The organism is Alteromonas sp. (assembly GCF_984505615.1).
Window position 1 is genome coordinate 1 of record NZ_CFHOXV010000055.1, and the last position, 19718, is coordinate 19718.

At 48.4% G+C, this 19718-nt stretch carries 19 protein-coding genes; 6 read left to right on the forward strand and 13 right to left on the reverse strand.

Annotated elements, in window-relative coordinates; translation table 11 throughout:
- From AC4PME_RS19010 to AC4PME_RS19045, 8 genes are all read right to left on the reverse strand, one after another.
- On the reverse strand, positions 1–668 hold a 668-nt coding region (locus AC4PME_RS19010; protein ID WP_491529705.1), incomplete at its 3' end, for a hypothetical protein.
- Between the two features lie 258 nt (positions 669–926).
- The gene (gene cspE, locus AC4PME_RS19015; RefSeq protein ID WP_108568737.1) at positions 927–1136 is read right to left on the reverse strand and encodes a transcription antiterminator/RNA stability regulator CspE; all 210 of its coding nucleotides are present in this window, start codon (positions 1134–1136) and stop codon (positions 927–929) included.
- A 290-nt stretch (positions 1137–1426) separates the two neighbouring features.
- On the reverse strand, positions 1427–3067 hold the full coding sequence (gene ubiB, locus AC4PME_RS19020; RefSeq protein ID WP_119499984.1) for a ubiquinone biosynthesis regulatory protein kinase UbiB: 1641 nt from the start codon (positions 3065–3067) through the stop codon (positions 1427–1429).
- A 20-nt stretch (positions 3068–3087) separates the two neighbouring features.
- Positions 3088–3732 carry a ubiquinone biosynthesis accessory factor UbiJ gene (locus AC4PME_RS19025; RefSeq protein ID WP_491045741.1) on the reverse strand — a complete coding sequence of 215 codons (645 nt, stop codon included), beginning with the start codon at positions 3730–3732 and terminating at the stop codon, positions 3088–3090.
- On the reverse strand, positions 3732–4514 hold the full coding sequence (ubiE, locus tag AC4PME_RS19030) for a bifunctional demethylmenaquinone methyltransferase/2-methoxy-6-polyprenyl-1,4-benzoquinol methylase UbiE (protein WP_119499982.1): 783 nt from the start codon (positions 4512–4514) through the stop codon (positions 3732–3734). Before ubiE ends, AC4PME_RS19025 begins: the two co-directional genes overlap by 1 nt.
- A gap of 123 nt (positions 4515–4637) precedes the next feature.
- Positions 4638–5324, reverse strand: coding sequence for a DNA-3-methyladenine glycosylase I (locus AC4PME_RS19035; RefSeq protein ID WP_491223867.1), 687 nt, complete (start codon positions 5322–5324; stop codon positions 4638–4640).
- Positions 5324–7360: an oligopeptidase A gene (gene prlC / locus AC4PME_RS19040; RefSeq protein ID WP_490708362.1), complete on the reverse strand. Its 2037-nt coding sequence runs from the start codon at positions 7358–7360 to the stop codon at positions 5324–5326. The genes AC4PME_RS19035 and prlC overlap by 1 nt, the downstream gene beginning before the upstream one ends.
- 141 nt (positions 7361–7501) lie before the next feature.
- Positions 7502–9205, reverse strand: a complete 1704-nt coding sequence (locus AC4PME_RS19045; RefSeq protein WP_161599086.1) for a two-component system response regulator — start codon at positions 9203–9205, stop codon at positions 7502–7504.
- Between the two features lie 360 nt (positions 9206–9565).
- Here AC4PME_RS19045 and AC4PME_RS19050 point away from each other — a divergent pair, with 360 nt between their 5' ends.
- From AC4PME_RS19050 to nosR, 4 genes are read left to right on the forward strand one after another with little or no spacing between them, the layout of a single operon-like run.
- Positions 9566–10126 (forward strand): response regulator, encoded by a 561-nt coding sequence (locus tag AC4PME_RS19050; RefSeq protein ID WP_119499978.1) that lies wholly within the window; start codon positions 9566–9568, stop codon positions 10124–10126.
- A 26-nt stretch (positions 10127–10152) separates the two neighbouring features.
- Complete coding sequence (locus AC4PME_RS19055; protein ID WP_490708364.1) at positions 10153–10518, forward strand: hypothetical protein; 366 nt, start codon at positions 10153–10155, stop codon at positions 10516–10518.
- Position 10519: 1 nt separating this feature from the next.
- Positions 10520–11458 (forward strand): sensor histidine kinase, encoded by a 939-nt coding sequence (locus tag AC4PME_RS19060; RefSeq protein ID WP_491045742.1) that lies wholly within the window; start codon positions 10520–10522, stop codon positions 11456–11458.
- Between the two features lie 36 nt (positions 11459–11494).
- Positions 11495–12829 (forward strand): response regulator c-di-GMP phosphodiesterase, NosR family, encoded by a 1335-nt coding sequence (gene nosR / locus AC4PME_RS19065; RefSeq protein WP_119499975.1) that lies wholly within the window; start codon positions 11495–11497, stop codon positions 12827–12829.
- Here nosR and AC4PME_RS19070 read toward each other — a convergent pair.
- Positions 12821–14158, reverse strand: a complete 1338-nt coding sequence (locus tag AC4PME_RS19070) for a sensor histidine kinase (protein ID WP_491045743.1) — start codon at positions 14156–14158, stop codon at positions 12821–12823. The two genes, nosR and AC4PME_RS19070, sit on opposite strands and share 9 nt — an antisense overlap.
- Positions 14159–14282: 124 nt before the next feature.
- On the opposite strand from AC4PME_RS19070, the gene gorA reads away from it, so the two are divergent.
- Positions 14283–15632: a glutathione-disulfide reductase gene (gene gorA / locus AC4PME_RS19075; protein ID WP_491045744.1), complete on the forward strand. Its 1350-nt coding sequence runs from the start codon at positions 14283–14285 to the stop codon at positions 15630–15632.
- Between the two features lie 83 nt (positions 15633–15715).
- Complete coding sequence (locus tag AC4PME_RS19080) at positions 15716–16408, forward strand: LysR family transcriptional regulator (RefSeq protein WP_491045745.1); 693 nt, start codon at positions 15716–15718, stop codon at positions 16406–16408.
- On the opposite strand, the gene AC4PME_RS19085 is transcribed toward AC4PME_RS19080, so the two are convergent.
- The 4 genes from AC4PME_RS19085 to AC4PME_RS19100 form a co-directional block, all read right to left on the reverse strand.
- On the reverse strand, positions 16334–17086 hold the full coding sequence (locus tag AC4PME_RS19085) for an aldo/keto reductase (protein ID WP_491045746.1): 753 nt from the start codon (positions 17084–17086) through the stop codon (positions 16334–16336). The two genes, AC4PME_RS19080 and AC4PME_RS19085, sit on opposite strands and share 75 nt — an antisense overlap.
- A gap of 158 nt (positions 17087–17244) precedes the next feature.
- The gene (locus AC4PME_RS19090; protein WP_491045747.1) at positions 17245–18087 is read right to left on the reverse strand and encodes a LytR/AlgR family response regulator transcription factor; all 843 of its coding nucleotides are present in this window, start codon (positions 18085–18087) and stop codon (positions 17245–17247) included.
- The gene (locus AC4PME_RS19095) at positions 18074–19192 is read right to left on the reverse strand and encodes a sensor histidine kinase (RefSeq protein WP_491045748.1); all 1119 of its coding nucleotides are present in this window, start codon (positions 19190–19192) and stop codon (positions 18074–18076) included. The genes AC4PME_RS19090 and AC4PME_RS19095 overlap by 14 nt, the downstream gene beginning before the upstream one ends.
- 41 nt (positions 19193–19233) lie before the next feature.
- Positions 19234–19718, reverse strand: a 485-nt coding sequence (locus tag AC4PME_RS19100) for a family 16 glycosylhydrolase (protein WP_491529706.1), incomplete at its 5' end; no start/stop codon positions are given.

Here is a 19718-nt window from a genome sequence, read left to right on the forward strand (position 1 = left end):
CAGGGATGGCTGAAATCCACATACTGAGGGTCAATTTCTGCAGTATAAGGGGGAGCGAAGCTACGCCAGAAAACCCCGGAGAATTCTGCTGCATTGATTGTCAGCTTTCCTTCTTTCTCGTACTTTTTCAGTAGCTTATTGTAGGCGCCTACCGGATATTGAGGGGTGTTGGAGCGAAAGACAACTGCACCGCCAAACTCCTCGAACATCGCCTTTTCAACTTGCCAGTGTTTAACCTGTTCTGAAGCAATCTCCTGCACACTACGTTTTGGTGGCGGAGTAAATGCTGATGCCAGCTCTTTATCTTCTTCCGTCTCGGGTTCTGGCGGAGGGGTAGCGGTATCCAGACTGTCTTTAAACACTTCAACGAAACGTGCCACCAGTTCAGCGTCCGGTTCGATACCTTTAGATTCGGCATAATCCTTTAACACACCATCCACAATGATTTCGGTGAGTCTGGCCTGCTGAAATTGCGCTACGGCCATTTCTCTGGACACATTCATAGTTTTAGCCAGTGCATTGAGCTGCTTCTCTGTGGGCGATACAGAGCGCTCTGTCACTGGTTTACCCAGCAAAGTAGCCACTACATTTTGCTGAGCATGCGCAACTCCGGATAACGTTATGCTTAAAATGAATAAAAGAAAAAGTCGCTTAAACGGATACGACATGAATGCTCCTTGAAAAGAATACCGGTATGTTAAACCACGCGGTTGTCCATAAGCGTGATACACAGAATAAAAGCAAATAACAACGGTTCAAACAGTAACATAATGTAACCTTGCCGGTGATGCTAATAACTAAGTGTAACAATTCAATAAAAGCGGAAAGAAAGAAAATTGCAACAGCAATAAGACGCGATGACAATCGCCGGTGATAAATGGTGGGGGAAATAAAAAACGGTGACAGATGTCACCGTTTTTTTGAAATCAGATAGCGTTGACGTTGGCAGCTTGCAGGCCTTTTTGACCTTGCTCAACTTCAAACTCAACTCGCTGACCTTCGTTCAGGGTTTTGTACCCTTCAGAAACGATAGCACGGAAATGTACGAATACATCTTTGTCGCCGCTATCCTGAGTCAGGAATCCATAACCTTTATCTGCGTTAAACCATTTAACGGTGCCTGTAACTTTAGACATGTAGACCTCAAAACTTTCAATAAAACTGCGCCAAAGGCGCTTTACTCGTGGCCTCATTGCAACGGGATATTTGGGTCTTACATGGGATGGACAAACAACTTACAACAATTACAGGTGTAACCAGAGCGTTCAAAACATCATGGTAGAAACAAAAATAATCTCGTCTTAAAAAGACCTTAGGCTAAAACAGCCTAAAACCACTATAACAGTTGGCGGGAAAAATGATACAAAAATTCATCGCTAACAGAAAATTATCACAATTTCGTAACCGGAGTGTCAGATTCCCTTACTTACGAAGACTTAGGGTGACTGTGACGCCAGCCCTGAATCCAGCATCCCAGCCCTACTACACCGCTCAGTGCAGCGAATGACCAGTGGTGAACATATACAGGCAGAATGGCCGCCACAATGATAAACGTGGACCCGACCACCACCCAATGATTGGCCTTGGCTGTTTCCAGTTGCAAACGTGCCAGCTCCTGATGATTTCTGGCTATTTGCACAGGCATGGTTTTTACCTGCCTTAAGCTGTCATAGAGCAGATCAGGCATCTCCGGCAATTTCTCTGACCAGAAAGGCAGGTTGTCTTTTACCTTGGATAACATGGCACGGACACCTATCTGTTCTTTCATCCAGTTTTCGAGAAACGGTTTTGCTGTTTGCCACAAATCCAGTTGCGGATAGAGTTGCCGCCCTAAGCCCTCGATATAAAGTAACGTTTTTTGCAGCAAAACAAGCTGAGGCTGCACCACCATATTGAAACGCCTGGCCGTATTAAACAGCTGAAGCAGAACGTTGCCGAAAGAAATCTCTGCCAGTGGCTTCTGGAAAATAGGCTCGCACACCGTCCGGATTGCCATTTCAAATTCATCGATATTCGTATCAGCAGGTACCCAGCCGGAATCGGCATGAAGTTGCGCCACCTTGCGGTAATCACGGTTAAAAAAGGCAATAAAGTTTTCAGCAAGATAACGCTTATCTTCTCTGTTAAGCGTACCCACAATGCCAAAATCGATGGCAATATATTGCGGATTTTCGGGGTGCTCTGCAGAGACAAAAATGTTGCCGGGGTGCATGTCAGCATGGAAGAAGCTGTCACGGAACACCTGGGTGAAAAACACTTCAACACCACGTTCTGCCAGCTTTTTCATATTGGTATTTTGCGCCAGCAGGGCTTCAATATTGGAAATGGGAATACCATATATACGCTCCATGACAAGCACGTCATGACGGCAATAATCACCGTACATCTCAGGAACGTAGAGGCTCTGTGAGCCTTCAAAATTTCTGCGCAGCTGTATGCCGTTCGCCGACTCACGCATCAGATCCAGTTCATCCACAAGGGTTTTCTGGTACTCGGTAACAACCTCCACCGGACGCAGGCGCTTGCCATCAGGCAGCCACTTCTGCAGTACGCCGGCCAGGGTATAGAGCAGTTCCATATCTGCATCGATAGTTTTGCGGATCCCCGGCCGCAGTACTTTTACCACCACATGCTGACCGTTCTCTTTTAATACCGCGGCATGAACCTGGGCAATTGAAGCCGATGCAAGAGGTTGCTCGTCGAACTGACTGAACACCAGGTCCAGCTTAGGTATATTCAGACTTTTGAGCACGATAGCTGTGGCTGCGTCGCTGGAAAAGGGGGCCACTTTATCCTGTAGCCTGGCCAGCTCATTGGCGATTGCCGGTGGCAGTAAGTCCCGCCGTGTAGATAACATCTGACCGAACTTAATAAAAACCGGCCCCAGCGCCTGCAATGCCAGGGTTATCCGTTCGCCGGCAGATTTATCTTTATGTTCGTTGCTGATCCAGAAAATCAGTTTCCGCGCCAGGCGGGCATACCAGGGTAACCAGCGGGATGGAATTAGCTCATCAAGACCATGTTGCAGCAGAATTTTATTGATGAAATACAGACGACCAATACGCATGAAAAAATCCGGTTCAGGCTTTATCCGTTAGAAGGAGGGTTTTGTTCCAGTTTTGACAGCCGGGCTTCAAAACGGGCCACATCGTCTCTGAGTTCCGAGACCTGATCAGCATACCAGGTAACCGCTATACGGGGCACAGCGATATCTTTCTCTTCGGTCAGAGCATTACTGAGGCCAGCTTTCGCGTTGTTTAAAAATTGCGTGGCAGATTGCCGGGCCTTCGTTAATAACGCAAACGCTGAATGTGCCGGCACATCACCCACGTACCCTGATGCGATTTCCTCCCAGTCGATGTTCAGTTGCTGAAACAAAGCACTGGCCTGCTGGGCAATGTTAAGTTCGCCCTCAACCGACAATTTGCCGGCCTGAATAAGGCTGGTAATTTTGCTGCTTTGTTTAAGCTCAGGTAAAACATCCAGTCCGGCACGGACGCAACAGGTATGCTTATCCAGTTGCGCGACCACATCATCAAATGTACCGTTTTCACCAAGCACGTCGATGCGATGGGAGAACACCAGCGACAACGCTACCGGCGTGCCGGTAACGAATACGGTAAGCCGCTGACCGTTCAGAGGCTTTAAACGTTCTGCAGCATGCTTATCCAGCGTCAGCAGGCGGTTAAGAGCCGTTTCAACAGCGGCCGTAACCAGTGCAATGGCAGGCATTAAAACTTGAATCCCCGGTGTAACGCCACGATGCCGCCGGTCAGATTCTGATAGTCACACTGTTCGAAACCTGCTTGCTCAAACATGCCTTTCAATGTCTCCTGATCCGGATGCATGCGGATACTTTCTGCCAGATACTGATAGCTTTCTGCATCATTGGCCACAAGCTGGCCCATTTTAGGAAGAATGTGAAAGGAGTACATATCGTACAGTTTACTGAGCTGCTCAGTGGTGGGCTTAGAAAACTCAAGCACCAGTAACCGGCCCCCCGGTTTTAACACGCGGTAAATGGAATTCAGGGCGTTCTGTTTTTCCGTCACGTTACGTAAACCGAATGCCATGGTCACCACATCAAAGGTGTTATCAGGAAACGGCAATGCTTCGGCGTCGGCCTGCACATAATCGATATTGTTGACCAGACCCCGGTCACGTAATTTGTCACGGCCAACTTTCAGCATAGACAGGTTGATATCTGCCAGAGTGACCTGACCTGTGGGGCCTACAAGTCGTGAAAACTTAGCTGTCAAATCACCGGTACCACCGGCGATATCCAGCACTTTATGCCCTGTGCGGACGCCTGAACAGTCAATAGCGTGGCGCTTCCACAAACGGTGAATACCTAACGACATTAAATCATTCATCACGTCGTATTTAGCTGCCACAGAATCGAAAACATTGGCAACTAACGATGCCTTCTGTGTTTTATCAACCTGCTTATAGCCAAAATGGGTAGTGGATGTTTCCGCAGCGGTATCTGCCCGGCTCGCCGTATTATCGCTCATGGCTGTCCTGTCTTTAAATTTCAGTGTGAAGAAGTGTACCCAAAAGCGGTAACGAACGACAGTGGTTTGCCGCCGCTACGCTTATTTAGATCAAACTTTGCAGTGTTCTCCTGACGGTGAACATTAATTTCCGTTGGGGCCCCAGCTAAGTGACAATGTCTGGCTGATTTCCTGCAGCGATAACCCGCTTTCCTGCTGCCATTGAGCAAAACAGGCGTTTGCAGCTTTCAACGACTTCTGGCTGGTCAGTGAACCGTCGATGATTTCGTGCTTGCGCAGGTAATCTTCCACGTCACGGGAAAACAAAAAGGTATCAACGCCCAGCGCACGTAGCGTGTAAGGTCCGGTATTGCCGCCCAGCCGGGCGCCGTGCTTTTTCAGATACAACCAGAGCTCAGTAATACGTTCAGGACCGAAACCGGCAACAAATTCACCGAAACTACCATGATCATGTTTGATGTCCTGAATCATCATGGCATTGTCACGTACAGTCATGACTTTTTTGTAATTGCGCACAATGCGTTTGTCAGTGGCTTTCTGCTCAAGCATTTCATCGGGCATAAGCAACACTTTCTCAATATCAAAGCCAAAGAAAACGGTTTCAAAATCCGGCCATTTGGCTTCGATAACCCGCCACACGAATCCGGACTGAAATACTTTCTTTGTCATTGCCGCTAAAAAACGGTCATCAGGAATGGCTGCTACATCTTTTACTGATAAAGGCTGACTGACTAAATGAGAAGGGGCGGCAGCGCCGCCCTTTCTCTGTGCCGCCCGTTTTTGAATCTCTGAAAACGGTTCGGCAGCCATCAGGTTCTGATCCCCGAGTGACGAAGCAATGCATCTACCTGAGGCTCACGGCCCCGGAACGCAACGAAAAGTTCCATGGGCTCTTTACTGCCGCCCATCTCAAGGATGTTCTCTAAAAACGCTTTGCCTGTATCACGGTTAAAGATACCGTCTTCTTCGAACTTGCTGAATGCGTCAGCAGACAGTACTTCAGCCCACTTGTAGCTGTAATAACCTGCTGCGTAGCCACCGGCAAATATATGACCGAAGCTGTGCTGGAAACGATTGAATGAAGGCGGTGTGACCACGGCAACCTGCCCGCGCACGCTGTCGAGTACCCCCTGAACATCCACAGTTGCACCATCCTGCTGATGGATTTTGAAATCAAATAAACTGAATTCAAGCTGACGCACCATCTGCATGGCAGAGTGATAATCTCTGGCTGCCAGCATTTTATCCAGCAGTTCATCGGGTAACGGCTCACCGGTTTCATAGTGACCGGAAATAAAGGTTAACGCCTCTTCTTCCCAGCACCAGTTTTCAAGGAACTGGCTTGGCAGCTCTACGGCATCCCAGGGCACGCCATTGATACCGGAAACCCCGGCGACAGACATTTTAGTCAGCATATGATGTATGCCGTGACCAAACTCGTGGAATAAGGTAACCACTTCGTCATGGGTGAACAATGCCGGTTTGCCGCCCACAGGGCCATTAAAATTACAGGTCAGATACGCGACCGGTAATTGCAGCTCACCATCCTCTCTGTAACGGCGTACACGACATTCATCCATCCATGCGCCGCCACGCTTTTTAGCACGGGCATATAAATCAAGATAGAAACTGCCCCGCATCACATCCGCGTCATCAGTAATCGTGAAGTAGCGTACATCGTCGTGCCATACATCGATTCCCGGCTGCTCAACAATCGTCAAACCATAGAGCTGATGCACAACGCGGAACAGACCATGCAACACTTTGTCTTCGGGGAAATAAGGGCGCAGCATTTCATCAGAAATGGTGTATTTTTCCTGCTTCAGTTTTTCACTGTAGTAAGGTAAATCCCAGGCGTTCAGTGACGTAATTCCGAAACCGGATTTAGCAAACGCTTTGACTTCCTCCAGTTCTTCCTGTGCCTGCGGACGTGATTTTGCCGCGAGATCTTCCAGAAATCCTGTTACCTGATCGGTAGATTGGGCCATTTTTGTTGCCAGAGACCGCTCCGCATAGCTGCTGAACCCGAGCAGTTTTGCAATTTCAGTACGCAGGGACAGAGTCTCCTGAATGATGGCTGTGTTATCCCACTGGCCACCATTTGGCCCCTGCTCTGACGCACGGGTCGTATAGGCGCGGTACATTTCTTCCCGAAGGGCAGCATTGTCGGCATACATCATGACAGGCAGGTAAGAGGGTATATCCAGTGTGAACAACCAGCCCTGCAGATCTTTCTGATGGGCTGCCTGCTCTGCCGCAGCAAGTGCGGATTCAGGTAAGCCCGCCAGCTCTGACTCATCGGTAACATGTTTCGACCAGCCCATGGTGGCGTCCATCACATTATTACTGAACGTAGAAGAAAGCTCGCTTAAGCGGGCCTGAATGGCAGCAAAGCGTTTTTTCTCTTCAGGCGGCAGGGCGACACCGGATAAGGTAAAGTCACGGATGGTATTATCAATCAGCTTCTTACGCTGTTCATCGAGGCCGGCAAATTCGTCACTTTCTTTAAGAGATTTATAGGCATTAAACAGGCCTTCGTGCTGACCAACCCAGGTGCCGTATTCAGACAACAAAGGCAAACAGGCATCGTGGGCTTCCCGCAGTTCATCACTGCTGACCACAGAGTTCATGTGGGAGACCGGTGACCACATTTTCCCCAGGCGGTCATCAGCCTCTTCAATTTTTGCCACCACGTTGGCATAGCTAAAATCGTTACTTTCCACCACTTCGTCGATGGTGGCTTTACAATGTTCGATGGCTTTTTCAATCGCCGGCTTAATATCTTGCGGAACGATACCGGAAAAAAGCGGCAGCCCGTCAACTTGCTCAATAGCAGGGGTAGTCATAATGATCTCGCTTGTTATCTGATGTCATGTGACTTTGATTATGGTGGCTAAGTGTCACAGCAGGCAACCGCACAGACTGCCTGCTTCACTTAATAACATTTACTCAGATGTTGGGATCACACAACACAAAAACAAGCGCAGTTACATCATTGACACAAATGGTTGGGTAATCACCACTTTTTCCAGCTCATTTCTCGGTACTGCCTTGCTGAAGTAAAAGCCCTGCACCTGGTCACACCCGATAGTTTGCAGGATCCGGAGCACCTGCTCAGTTTCAACCCCTTCTGCGATGGTCTCGATATTCAGACGCTGGCAGGTTTCAATAAGGCTTTTCACCAGTTCCCGCTTATTGACCTCGTAATCGATATTGTCCACCAGCGATTTGTCTAACTTCAGTACGTCCACAGGCAGTTTCGCGAGGTACGACATAGAAGTAAAACCGGCACCAAAATCATCGATGGCGATTTTGACTCCCAGCAACTTTAATTGCCAGAGCAGGCCATTCACGTAATCACAGTTGGTAGCAATAGCGGTTTCCGTAATTTCCAATTCCAGGCATGCGGGGTCTACCGAATAGCGCTCAATTTCGTCTTTTAAGATTTGTACGATCCGGTGGTTTTGCAGCTGTTTGGCCGACACGTTCATGGAAATACGCTTGATATCAGGGCTGAAACGCATCAATTCAGAGGCACTACGTACACTCTGGCGCAACACCCACTCGCCAATCGCTTCAATCTGACCGTCGAGTTCAGCCAGACGGACAAACTCTGCAGGCGGCACCCAGCCAAGATGATGATGCTGCCAGCGCAGCAACACTTCAGCACCTTCCACCAGCCCGTTCTTCAATGTTACTTTGGGCTGAAAAGCCAGTTTAAACTGATTATTGTCGAGACCATTCTGCACATCAGCGCGAATAAATTGCTGACGCTGATAACGCTCAATGGTGCCATCGTCGAGATTGGACACGTGGCTGGAGTGCATCTCCCGTAAAATGGTAAGCTCAAGGTTCTTTATCAGTGTGTTGTAATCTACCGGCGATTTCCCGAGTACCCGGAAGCCAACGCCCACCTGGCAATACACTGCCCGCTTATCAATGCTGTATGTGCGCTGCAGTTTCCGGCGCAACATAGCACACCAGGACTCAAGTTCTTCTTCATTGGTTTCACGCATCTGAAAGGAGAACAATCCGAATTCATCACAACGTACATGACAGTTACCATCAACAGCATCTTCAATAAGCTGCCCGACCTCACTGACCAGCGCGGCCATAGTATCTTCACCATGACTGTAGGAAACGTCATCCATATTCACCAGCTTCACCGCGATAAGCGCCGCATTGGCATCAATACTGACCACATTGGGCGCTATCTGAGGCTCACCGGCATCATCGACCTGACGGGTGAGTTCTGCGATCCGTCGTTGCCAGCCATGATTCCGGCGCCCCTTAAAATACTCAAATGCCTGATCGATTTCGTTGATGAGCTGTCCGGCATTCCATGGCTTGGTAAGATATTTATTCGCCAGTCCGTTGTTCAGCAACCCCACCGCCATATCAAAATTGCTTTCTCCGCTCAGCATCAGCGTGATGGTTTGCGGATAAAACTGATTGATATATTTCAGCAATTCCGCACCGGTCATACCGGGCATTCTGTGATCTGTGAGCACCACGGCGATATTACTGTTCGCCAGTACCTTCATGGCTTCCTTGCCGTTTTGAGCCGTGTGAACGACATAACCTGAAGGGCGGATAGCCCGTTTGATTGAACTCAACACCGCAGGTTCATCATCAACAATCAGCAGCTCCAGTTTGTTCAACCTCGTTACAGCAGCATTAGAACCAGACATGAAATACCTCATTACCGGGGGCCGGGGACCCGGAGTACACGCATTGCATGTACCCGTGTGTTTAAAACAAAACGCAGACACGTGGCAGTGCTGCTTTTAGCTATAATTATACGATACCATTCCTTTTTACCGTATCTTGTATAAGTACACACTTATAAATTGGTATAATAATTACACAGAAGTAAGTTTTCTGTGATCCTGAAAATACAAACTTCATTATTTTCAGTAATTTAAAAATACAACAACTACACCAATTGTCACAAATGTCATTTACTATACTTTAGTCTTTATTGTCACTTTAAATTTTCAGTGCTATAAATAGAAAGGTCATTATTTGAGCATCTTGCGGAGCAATACTTTATGAAGACGTTAACCTCTGGCGAAATCGCATCTTACTGCGATGTGAATCTCCGAACCGTCATCCGCTGGATTGAAAGCGGAAAACTCAAGGGTTTTAAGTTACCCGGCCGGGGTAACAATCGTGTATTGGTAGACGACTTTATTGAATTTCTCGAACATCACAATATGCCGGTTCCCTCACAATTGCAGGGAGAAGCAACACCCGGCATTTTGATTGTAGACGACGAATTGCCTGTAGCAAAGTCAATCCAGCGCGTAGCGAGGCGTGCGGGCTACGACACTATGATCGCCACCGGCGGCTTTCAGGCAGGTGTCATGCTCAGCCAGCACAATCCGAGACTGATGACACTGGATTTAAGCATGCCGGGTATGGACGGCTATAGTGTTATTCAATTTACCCGTGAGCAGGCAAGATACAAGCGTCTGAAAATCATTGTCATTTCTGCCCTTGACGACAACAGCCTTGAACGGGCACTGGATCTTGGCGCTGACGCGGTACTTTCGAAGCCTTTTTCTAATCATGATCTGACAGAACTGTTAGATAAATTTATGACGGTGTAAGCCCTGTTTGCCTGAGGAGTCTGTCAATGGTGAAACGTTCTGTATTCTTGCATCCCCCGGTGTTAAGTGCGGTACTGTTTGTCGTGATGACATGTGCCTGTCTGGCATCTGAGCATGACGATACAGCGGTGACAGAACTCACAACACCTGATTTTTCTGCGATTTACACTGCAAAACTACATAAATCGGAAATACCCGGCTATTTTTATGATGGATGGCAAAAATCCGGGCAAAGCATGGCAGTAGTTAAAGAAGTAAAACACCCGATAAAAGCACCACATATCTGTGATGCATTACATTTACTCTCCCCTGCCCTGACGCGTATTGACGTTCCGACAGGATATCCGGCTTCGCCACCGGGCTTATTCTTTACCTTTCGCAGTGCGGGCTAACATGACACAACATGAAAATGGCAAAAGCGCAGATCAACTGCAGCTGGAACTGGAGCAAAAAGACAGGTTGATAGACAGCCTGCAAAAAGATCTCCGCGATGCCCAGCGACAATTGTTACAAGCAGAAAAGATGGCCTCAGTCGGTCAACTTGCCGCCGGCGTTGCGCATGAGATTAATAACCCGGTAGGTTTTGTTTCCAGCAACTTGTCCACTCTGGCTGATTACGTTCATGCTTATCAGGAAGTGATGACGCAGGTTCTTAAGCTGGCAAGTCCGGAAAACACTGAGCAGGACACGATTAAATCGAAACTGGCCAGTGCCATTGAAGAACACGATATCGAATTTATCAGCGAAGATATTCTGGCGCTGGTAGATGAGTCTGCCGAAGGGTTGGAGCGTGTCAGTGAAATTGTGCGCGGGCTGCGGTTATTCTCCCGCATAGACTCTGACGACCGGCAGTGGTCTGATATTAACCAGTGCATGCGTACCACATTGAGTATGGTAAATAACAAACTGAAATATATTTGTCAGCAGGAATTACGTCTCGAAGATATACCAAAGGTGTATATAAATGTAGGGAAAATTACTCAAATCTTTACTAACCTGTTAATAAACGCTGGTCAGGCGATTGAATCTACCGGCAAACAAGGGCAAATTATTGTTAAGTCGTGGCATGAAGATGACTATGTTCATATCAGCGTGACTGATTCCGGCTCCGGAATTAAACAGGAGCACCTCGATAAATTGTTTCATCCGTTTTTCACCACCAAGCCTGAGGGGCAAGGTACCGGACTGGGTTTATCGATTTCATTTGGCATTGCCGAAGAACATGGCGGCGAACTGAAAGTCGCCAGTAAAGAAGGAGTAGGCAGCACCTTCACATTAAGTCTGCCGACGACCGGCCCGGAAGATGAGCAGGAGCCGGAATCAGACTGCTAAAGCCGGCAGCAGCAAGCGTGGTTCACAGGAGAATACATGAGCGAGCAGACGCCCACTCAAGAGGAAAAGAAGTACACGATTCTGTTTGTCGATGATGAGCCGAATATTCTTCGGGCGCTGAAGCGTGCCCTGTTCAAAATGAACATTAACATGCTGCTGGCAGAGAGCGGCAAGAAAGCCCTTGAATTACTGGAAAGCCACACGGTTCACGTTGTGGTATCTGACATGAAGATGCCGCATATGTCAGGTGCAGAATTGCTTGAACAGGTTGCCAAATTATATCCCGACACATTCCGTGTCGTTCTCACCGGTTTCGCAGACATCGATTCAACCATAAAGGCCGTTAACCAGGGCAAAATCCACCGTTATCTTCAGAAGCCCTGGGACAATCAGGAATTAATGAATACCCTGGAAGAAGGGTTGGAGCGGGTTAAATTAAAGGATGAAAATGCCCGCCTGCAAAAACTGACAAGGCTGCAGAATAAAAAGCTTAAGGACATTAATGCCAATCTCGAACAAACGGTGATTAAGCGGACTAAACAAATCAAACTGGCGCTTCAGCGCATTGAGAAACACAATCTGGCGCTTGAGCAGGTGTTATTCAATGTGATCAGCATCAACCCTGATATAGATGGCAAGTTTGCCATTGAAGTCAGTGAGCTTGCGACCCTTTTAGCAGAGCGTGCCGGATTACCCGCAGAGGAAATTAAACTGATCCGTTATGCCAGCTTAATTTGTGAACTGGGATGTCTGGGGCTGACACCGGCGGATTATGCGCCTCCGTTTAACAAGCTGAACTACGAGCAACAAAAGAACTTTCTGTCACAAACAAAACAGGCGGCCACCATCCTGGCACCTGCCCAGCATCTGCAACCGATTTCTGACATTATCGAATTACAGTTTGAACACTGGAACGGTTCCGGTTTGTATCACAAGGTGGCAAAAGAGATCCCTGACGGTGCCCGTATTTTATCAATCAGTCGCGACTACTGGCGGTTAATCACCGGACGCCTGACTGAAAAACACATGACGCCGAACGAAGCAAAGCAGGAACTTAAGAAACACCGCAACACACGTTATGACGCAACTTATCTGGATATCCTGCTGGAATCACAGGAAATCGGATTGCCTAAGCACATAGACAATACGTTTACTGCCAACGAGCTTACCCCCGGCATGGTGCTGGCGGCCAACCTGTACAACGACAGCCATATTCTGATTTTGCCGGAAGGGCATGTATTTACCGAGTCAACGATCGCCAAACTATGTCAGTTCGAAGATGACCACGGCAAGATATTTGAAATCACGATTAAAGCTGGCCGGCTGGACGTGGGTGAATCAGAAAATCAGGCAGAACCCGAATCAATCTGACGATTCGCGGTAGAGAGGGAAAGACAGGGTAAATTCAGTCCCCTCGTTGATTGCGCTTTCCACCGACACTGTGGCGTTATGCGCCTGTAAAATTCCGTGAGAAATCGACAATCCCAGCCCCGTTCCCACTCCGGTGGGCTTGGTAGTGAAAAATGGCGAGAAAATCTTCTGCTGAGTGACCTTATCCATCCCGACGCCAGTGTCCTTCACTTTCAGAATAAGACGGTTTTCCGTACTGCTTAAGTCCAGTGATAACACGCCTCCTGCCGGCATAGCATGAGCGGCGTTTATCATCATATTAATCATCACCTGCTCAAGCTGTGAAGCATCCCCCACACAGTAAGGGGTGTCTGTGTGAACATTGACCTGAATCTGATGATGATTATCGAAACGGGTTTTAGTGAGTTTCACGCACCGCTGTATAACATCCTGCAAAGACAACGGCATCATCTTACCTTCGCCCTTCCTGGAAAACGCATATAAATCACTGACTATGTCGCGGATACGATCAATACCACTAACATTAGTTGCTACAATCTCATGGGCATCTTCTAATAGAAATGACAAATCGTATTTGGCTTCCAGTTCCTGCAACATCTCTGAGCAACCAGGTTTAGTTTTCGCCCACTGCGCGATTTCTGCAAACAGTTCTTCAAACGTTTCCACATACTGTACAAGGGTTTCAAGATTAGAGCGGATGTAACCGATTGGATTATTAATTTCGTGAGCGATGCCTGCAGTGAGTTTGCCTAACTCCGACATTTTCTCAGCCTGTACAAGCTGAGCCATTGTTTCAGCCATTCCCCGGGTCATTTCATCAATGCGGGTTTGCGTACTGTCCAGTGTGGTTTTGCGCCGGCATTGCACCATTCCATTCTGAAACCAGCTAACCAGGGGCACAAAAGCATTCAGAGCCTCATTACTTAATGGCTTTTCAAGCGCGATGATCAACCACATTTCCGGGTGACCATTGTCAGCAAGCCGCAAACAAATAAAAGGATCGTCTTCCCCGTCATAAAGAAATGTGTCATCAGGATAAGCCGCGTATCGCTTTCTTGCCCGCTCACACAACGCATCAAGTTCAGCATCATCTCCGGACCAGGCTTCTTCTTTGAATACCCGCAATGAGGAAACCAGAGACAGTTCTTCGAACCAGAAAGGCGTATAGAAGCCGCAGCGGGCCTCAAAATGATTGACCAGCAGCTCAATGTATTTGTCCAGCAGAGTGTGCAAAGAGCAGTCCAGGCACAATACACTCCCCAGTTCTTGCATGAGTATGTGTACAGATTGATTACCGTGCGTGTCATTTACCTGAGGCATACTACTCATATCCCATCGCATAACCCGTTAGACTTTATTTCCTGCTACTTCGTAGTGTAGACAGTTGTTGCATTTTGAGCGAAGAAATTATTCGTGCCAGAATAGCTATATTACTCTTAACGGGCAAATGATTATGAAAACCTTTGATTATATCTGTATTGGTGGTGGCAGCGGCGGAATCGCATCGGCCAATCGCGCAGCAAAACATGGCAAGAAAGTCGCACTCATTGAAGGCGCTGAGATTGGCGGTACCTGTGTAAACGTGGGCTGCGTGCCGAAAAAAGCCATGTGGTTCGGCGCGAACGTGGCAGAAGCCATTCATAAGTATGGCCCTGACTATGGTTTTGATGTCACCGTCAATAACTACAGCTGGGAAGTGATGGTGGCCAACCGTCAGGCGTACATTGAGCGTATCCACGCTTCCTATGATCGCGTGCTTGGTGCCAACGATATTACTGTTATTAAAGGCTTTGCAACATTCGTTGACGATCACACCATTGAAGTAAATGGCGAGCAGTACACTGCGCCGCACATTACTATTGCTGTTGGCGGCCGCCCCCGCTTTCCCGATATTCCGGGCGCGGAACATGGCATCGACTCAGACGGCTTCTTTGCCCTGCAAACACAGCCCGAACGGGCAGTAGTTGTTGGTGCTGGTTACATTGGTGTGGAACTGGCGGGCGTACTGCATTCACTGGGCACAAAAACCGATTTGGTTATCCGTCACGGCCAGCCACTTCGTCATTTCGACCCCATGATTGCTGAAACGCTCACGGAAATTATCGACAGCGAAGGCCCTGCCCTGCATAAGTTTTCAGAGATTGAAAAAGTGGAAAAGCAGGATGACGATTCACTGAAAATCACCCTTTCCACCGGTGAAATCATTGAAACCGATGTGCTTATCTGGGCCATTGGCCGGGTACCATCCAGCGACAAGTTGGCGTTGGAAACCACCGGTATCGACACTGACGATAAAGGTTTCATTAAAGTAGATAAATTCCAGAACACCACGGTAGATGGCGTGTACTGTGTGGGCGACGTTACCGGTCATGCAGAACTGACGCCGGTTGCCATTAAAGCCGGACGTTTGCTCAGTGAACGCTTGTTCAATGGCCAGAGCGATGCGCACCTGGATTACAATCTCATCCCTACCGTCGTATTCAGCCATCCGCCAATAGGCACTGTGGGAATGACAGAGCCGGAAGCAGAAGAAGCCTACGGTAAGGAAAACCTGAAGGTTTACACGTCATCGTTTGCCGCCATGTACACGGCAGTCACCAAGCACCGCCAGGCAACAAAAATGAAGCTGATTTGCGCCGGTGAAGAGGAACGGGTGGTTGGCCTGCACGGTATAGGAATGGGCATGGATGAAATTCTGCAGGGTTTTGCTGTCGCCATGAAGATGGGCGCAACCAAAGCCGATTTCGACAGCTGTATTGCGATTCACCCCACCAGCGCGGAAGAGTTTGTGACGATGACCTGACAGGTCATCTCACCAGTTCCTGCACTTAATTAGCAGGCGGCGCGCAATTCGCCGCCTGACATCACCGGAAATATCTTTTACCTATGTTATCACGGGCAGAGTTACTGAATGTTTTTGTAATATGCGCGCAAAGTGCCTCTTTCCGTGAGGCAGCGGTAAAGCTGAACATGTCGCCGCAGAGTGTATCCAGAATAATAAAAACGCTGGAGACTACATTTGGCGAGCTGCTCTTTCATCGTGATGCCAAGCAGGTGAAAATTACCAAATTTGGTGAGGCGTTGCTGGAAAGAGCAGATAAAGCCTTGTGTGCCGTGGATGAAGTCTTCAGTAACAGCGTGGATGCAGAATCGCTGTCCGGTAAGGTAACGATTGCAGCGCCAACGGAAATAGCGGGGGACCACATTTTCCCCGCTCTCATGCAGCTAAATACCACTTACCCTGATATTAATGTTTCAGTAAGAGCATCCAGTCACTACAGTCATCTCATCGATGAACAAATTGACATTGGCTTGCGGGTCGGGCCGGTAAAAGACAACCGCTTTATTGTAAAGCGGCTTAATACCATGCATTTTCATCTGGTGGCAGCACTCTCTTTGCTGGAGAAATTCGGTACGCCATCTTCAACTGACGCATTAAATGCGTTCCCCTTTGTGGATTCCATTGACGCAAAAACAGGTAAATCCTGGCCCTGGGACTTAAAATCAGACATCGAACTCAAGCCTGCCAATGTTGGCTTTCATTGCTTCAGGCGTAAAACGGGGAAAGCTGGCCCGTAAATCAGTTTCGCTGTCAAAAGTGGTATTTTCATCAATGGTGCCGGTTAAAAACCCGGTTCCCAAAGGGCCCCAGGGTACAAAACCAATGCCCAGAGATTCGCAAAGCGGGAGTACTTCCGCCTCAGGCTCTCTTGTCCACACAGAGTATTGATTTTGTATGGCGGTAACGGGATGAACAGCATGTGCTCTGCGTATCGTTGCAGCGCCTACTTCCGACAATCCGTAGTGGCGGATTTTGCCTTCGTCAATAAGCATTTTCATTGTTCCGGCTACCTCTTCAACCGGCACGGAAGGGTCTTGTCGGTGCTGATAATAAATGTCGATGTAATCCGTATTCAGACGCTTTAATGACGCTTCAACCGCCGCACGGATGGTCTCTGGTCTGGAATCAACACCGGCAATGGCATTGTTCTCAATTTTAAAACCAAACTTGGAGGCAATAATAATGCTATCGCGGGCGACTGAAGAAAAGGCCTTTCCCAACAGTGTTTCATTGGTGTAAGGGCCATAGGCTTCAGCGGTGTCGAAGAAATTAATTCCCTGATCAACGGCGGCATGCAACACATTCAACGCTTCCTGCGTTTCCGTTGCTTTACCCGTGCCGTAACTTAAATTCATTGCCCCCATGCCAATTGCCGACACCTGCGGGCCATTCTGACCTAGTTTTCTCTTTTGCATTTTTGCTCCCCGTTTCTCAGTAATACCGGACAGCACATAGTGTGCGGGGAGCAGGTCAGTTAATAAATCTCACTTTTCTGGATCTAATGTATCTAAAATCGTGATAAATGGAAGAGCCGGCTTAGTATAGAAAAGGTACATTCTGTGCCTGACATTTACTAGTCAACTCTTTTACATGTTGGTGACGCTTTATTAAGTATTTTGGCTTTTAATTCCTTACTGTACGTGCGGCTGGCCTTAAGCACCTTACCATTCGCCAGTTGCACGTTGAATTCAGAGTTGCGCAAGGCTTCCAGATGCTGAATATGCCGCAAGTTTACAATGGTGGACTTGTGGATTTGTACGAACTCATCGGGCAACGTGTCGTGCAGTAAATTCTTCAGCCGCGCCCGCATCACGTAGGTATCGCTGCAGGTATGTACGCACATGTAATCACCGGCTGCGTCCACCCAGAACACATCAGTAAATGGTACTAACGCGGTAGGCGAGCGGCCATCCTGAATAACCAGTTTTTCTTGGTCGACGTAATACCCTTCGGTAGGCACAGCACAACTATCGTTCATCACTTTGTTCGACAGTGTTGACGAGGTCATCGACTCGCGGGTTGCCAGCATGGTGGCCTTTGACGATTTCAGCGCAATATTTTCTTCTACCCGGTCAACAGCTTCCTGCAGCCGCGCCATTTTTATCGGCTTAAGCAAATAATCCACCGCCCGGACTTCAAACGCGCGAATAGCATGCTGATGATAGGCGGTAACAAAGATAATCGCGGGATAGGTTTCCGGCTGCAGTGCTTTTAGCAATTCAAAACCCGACTGGCCGGGCATCTCAATGTCGAGGAAAATCAAGTCCGGCATACACTTATTGGTAAATGCCAGTGCCTCATCCACACTGGTGGCTTCACCAATAATCTCAATGGCCGGGAATTGTGCCAGCCGTATGCGCAGGCCTTCAATGGCACTGAATTCATCATCCACCAGCAGTGCTTTAATAGGCTGCATCGCGGGCTCCTTGTTTCACCGGGAGCCAGATTTTAACCCATGCCCCACCCCCGGCGTTATTGCCGGTATCCAGTGTGGCATCACCATGATAGATAAGCTTCAAACGCTGGCGGCAATTACTCAGGCCAATGCCTGATTCACTGTCGGCTGTCTCAATCGGTGTATTTTCTGTAAAGCCTTTGCCGTTGTCTTTTACCGTGACTAACAAGCCCTGATTATGGCTTTCAAAATTTACCTTAATCACAATAGGCTGATTGGGGATCATGCCGTGTTTAAGCACATTTTCCACCAGCGGCTGTACGATAAGAGATGGGATCAGCACATCCTGACAACCTTCATCAGCCTGAATATTTACCTGCAAGCGCGACTGAAAACGGCCTTTTTCTATATCCAGATAGTTATTCAGAATGTCGATTTCCTCGGCCACCGGAATGGTCGACAGCGGGTCGGTATACAAGCTGTAGCGCAGAAAATCGCACAGCTGTTCCAGCATGGATACTGCGTGGGTGTTTTCATTTTTCAGGATCAGCGTGCAAATCGCATTGATGCTGTTAAACATAAAATGCGGGTTCAGCTGATAACGCAGCATTTTTAATTGTGCCTCGTTGGCCAGATGCAGGGCTTTGTCGGCACGTTCCCGCTCCTCCACACTGGTGAGGTAATTTTTGATGCCGTAGTAGCCCGCTGTCCAGGTTGCCAGCATAGTGAGTGACGCCGACGTCCAGGTGCCAAAATCGAACCAGGTCATCGACACCCACCACGAGCCAAACAGCGCCTGCAAGGTATACCACTTGAATTGCGTCCAAAGCAGCGCCGCCAGCAGCAGTAACACCACGTGTTTTGCCACTACATAATGTTGGGAAGCAGACGCCCGCCGGTATAGCCAGCGCAACGCCAGTGTAATGGCGATACCGCATAACGTATCCATCACCAGATGGGGTAGATGAATGCGCCAGGGCTCGTCGCTGGAAAGCTTTATCATGATTTCGGTCAGCAGGGCGTAAACGGCCCAGCCGCTCAACTGGCAAAACCAAAAGAGTTTTATTCGGGAAGGTAATTTCTGCACAAATACATCAATGTTGTTGTCGTTATTTTCGCTTGCCAATACAGCGGGCCCTCAGTCAGACCCGCCTGTCGAAGCAGTTTTTAATGGGGTATGTATTCAAGAAAATCGTAATACGCCCATGCGGTCTGATAGTAGTACTGGCCGGGGAAATAAAACGCTTCGGCGCTGTTGTCACCGTGCCAGTGATTAATCATGATTTTGGTATTATCCACCGGCCAGGCATAGGCGGGGATTTCATTATCGGCGATATAGCCATCGCCATTGTCTTTATACACCACCCGTAAGGTTTGTTCATTGCCTGATGAATCATATACGTACCAGCGAATTTGCGTTGCCGACCAGTCGAAGCCTATGGTCAGCAAATCGTTCTGGATATTCAGGCCATACTGGCCCAGCGGTACATCCTGCTCCCAACTCTGATACTGGCCACCCTGTGGCTGATAAATCACGTTGGTGTGCACCACATTGCCAAGGCCGGGCAAAAATTCAATATCAATTTCCTGCCATGCCCGGCCCGGCGAATCCCACCATGAGGTATAAGTGAAAATGGATGAAACCGTGCCTG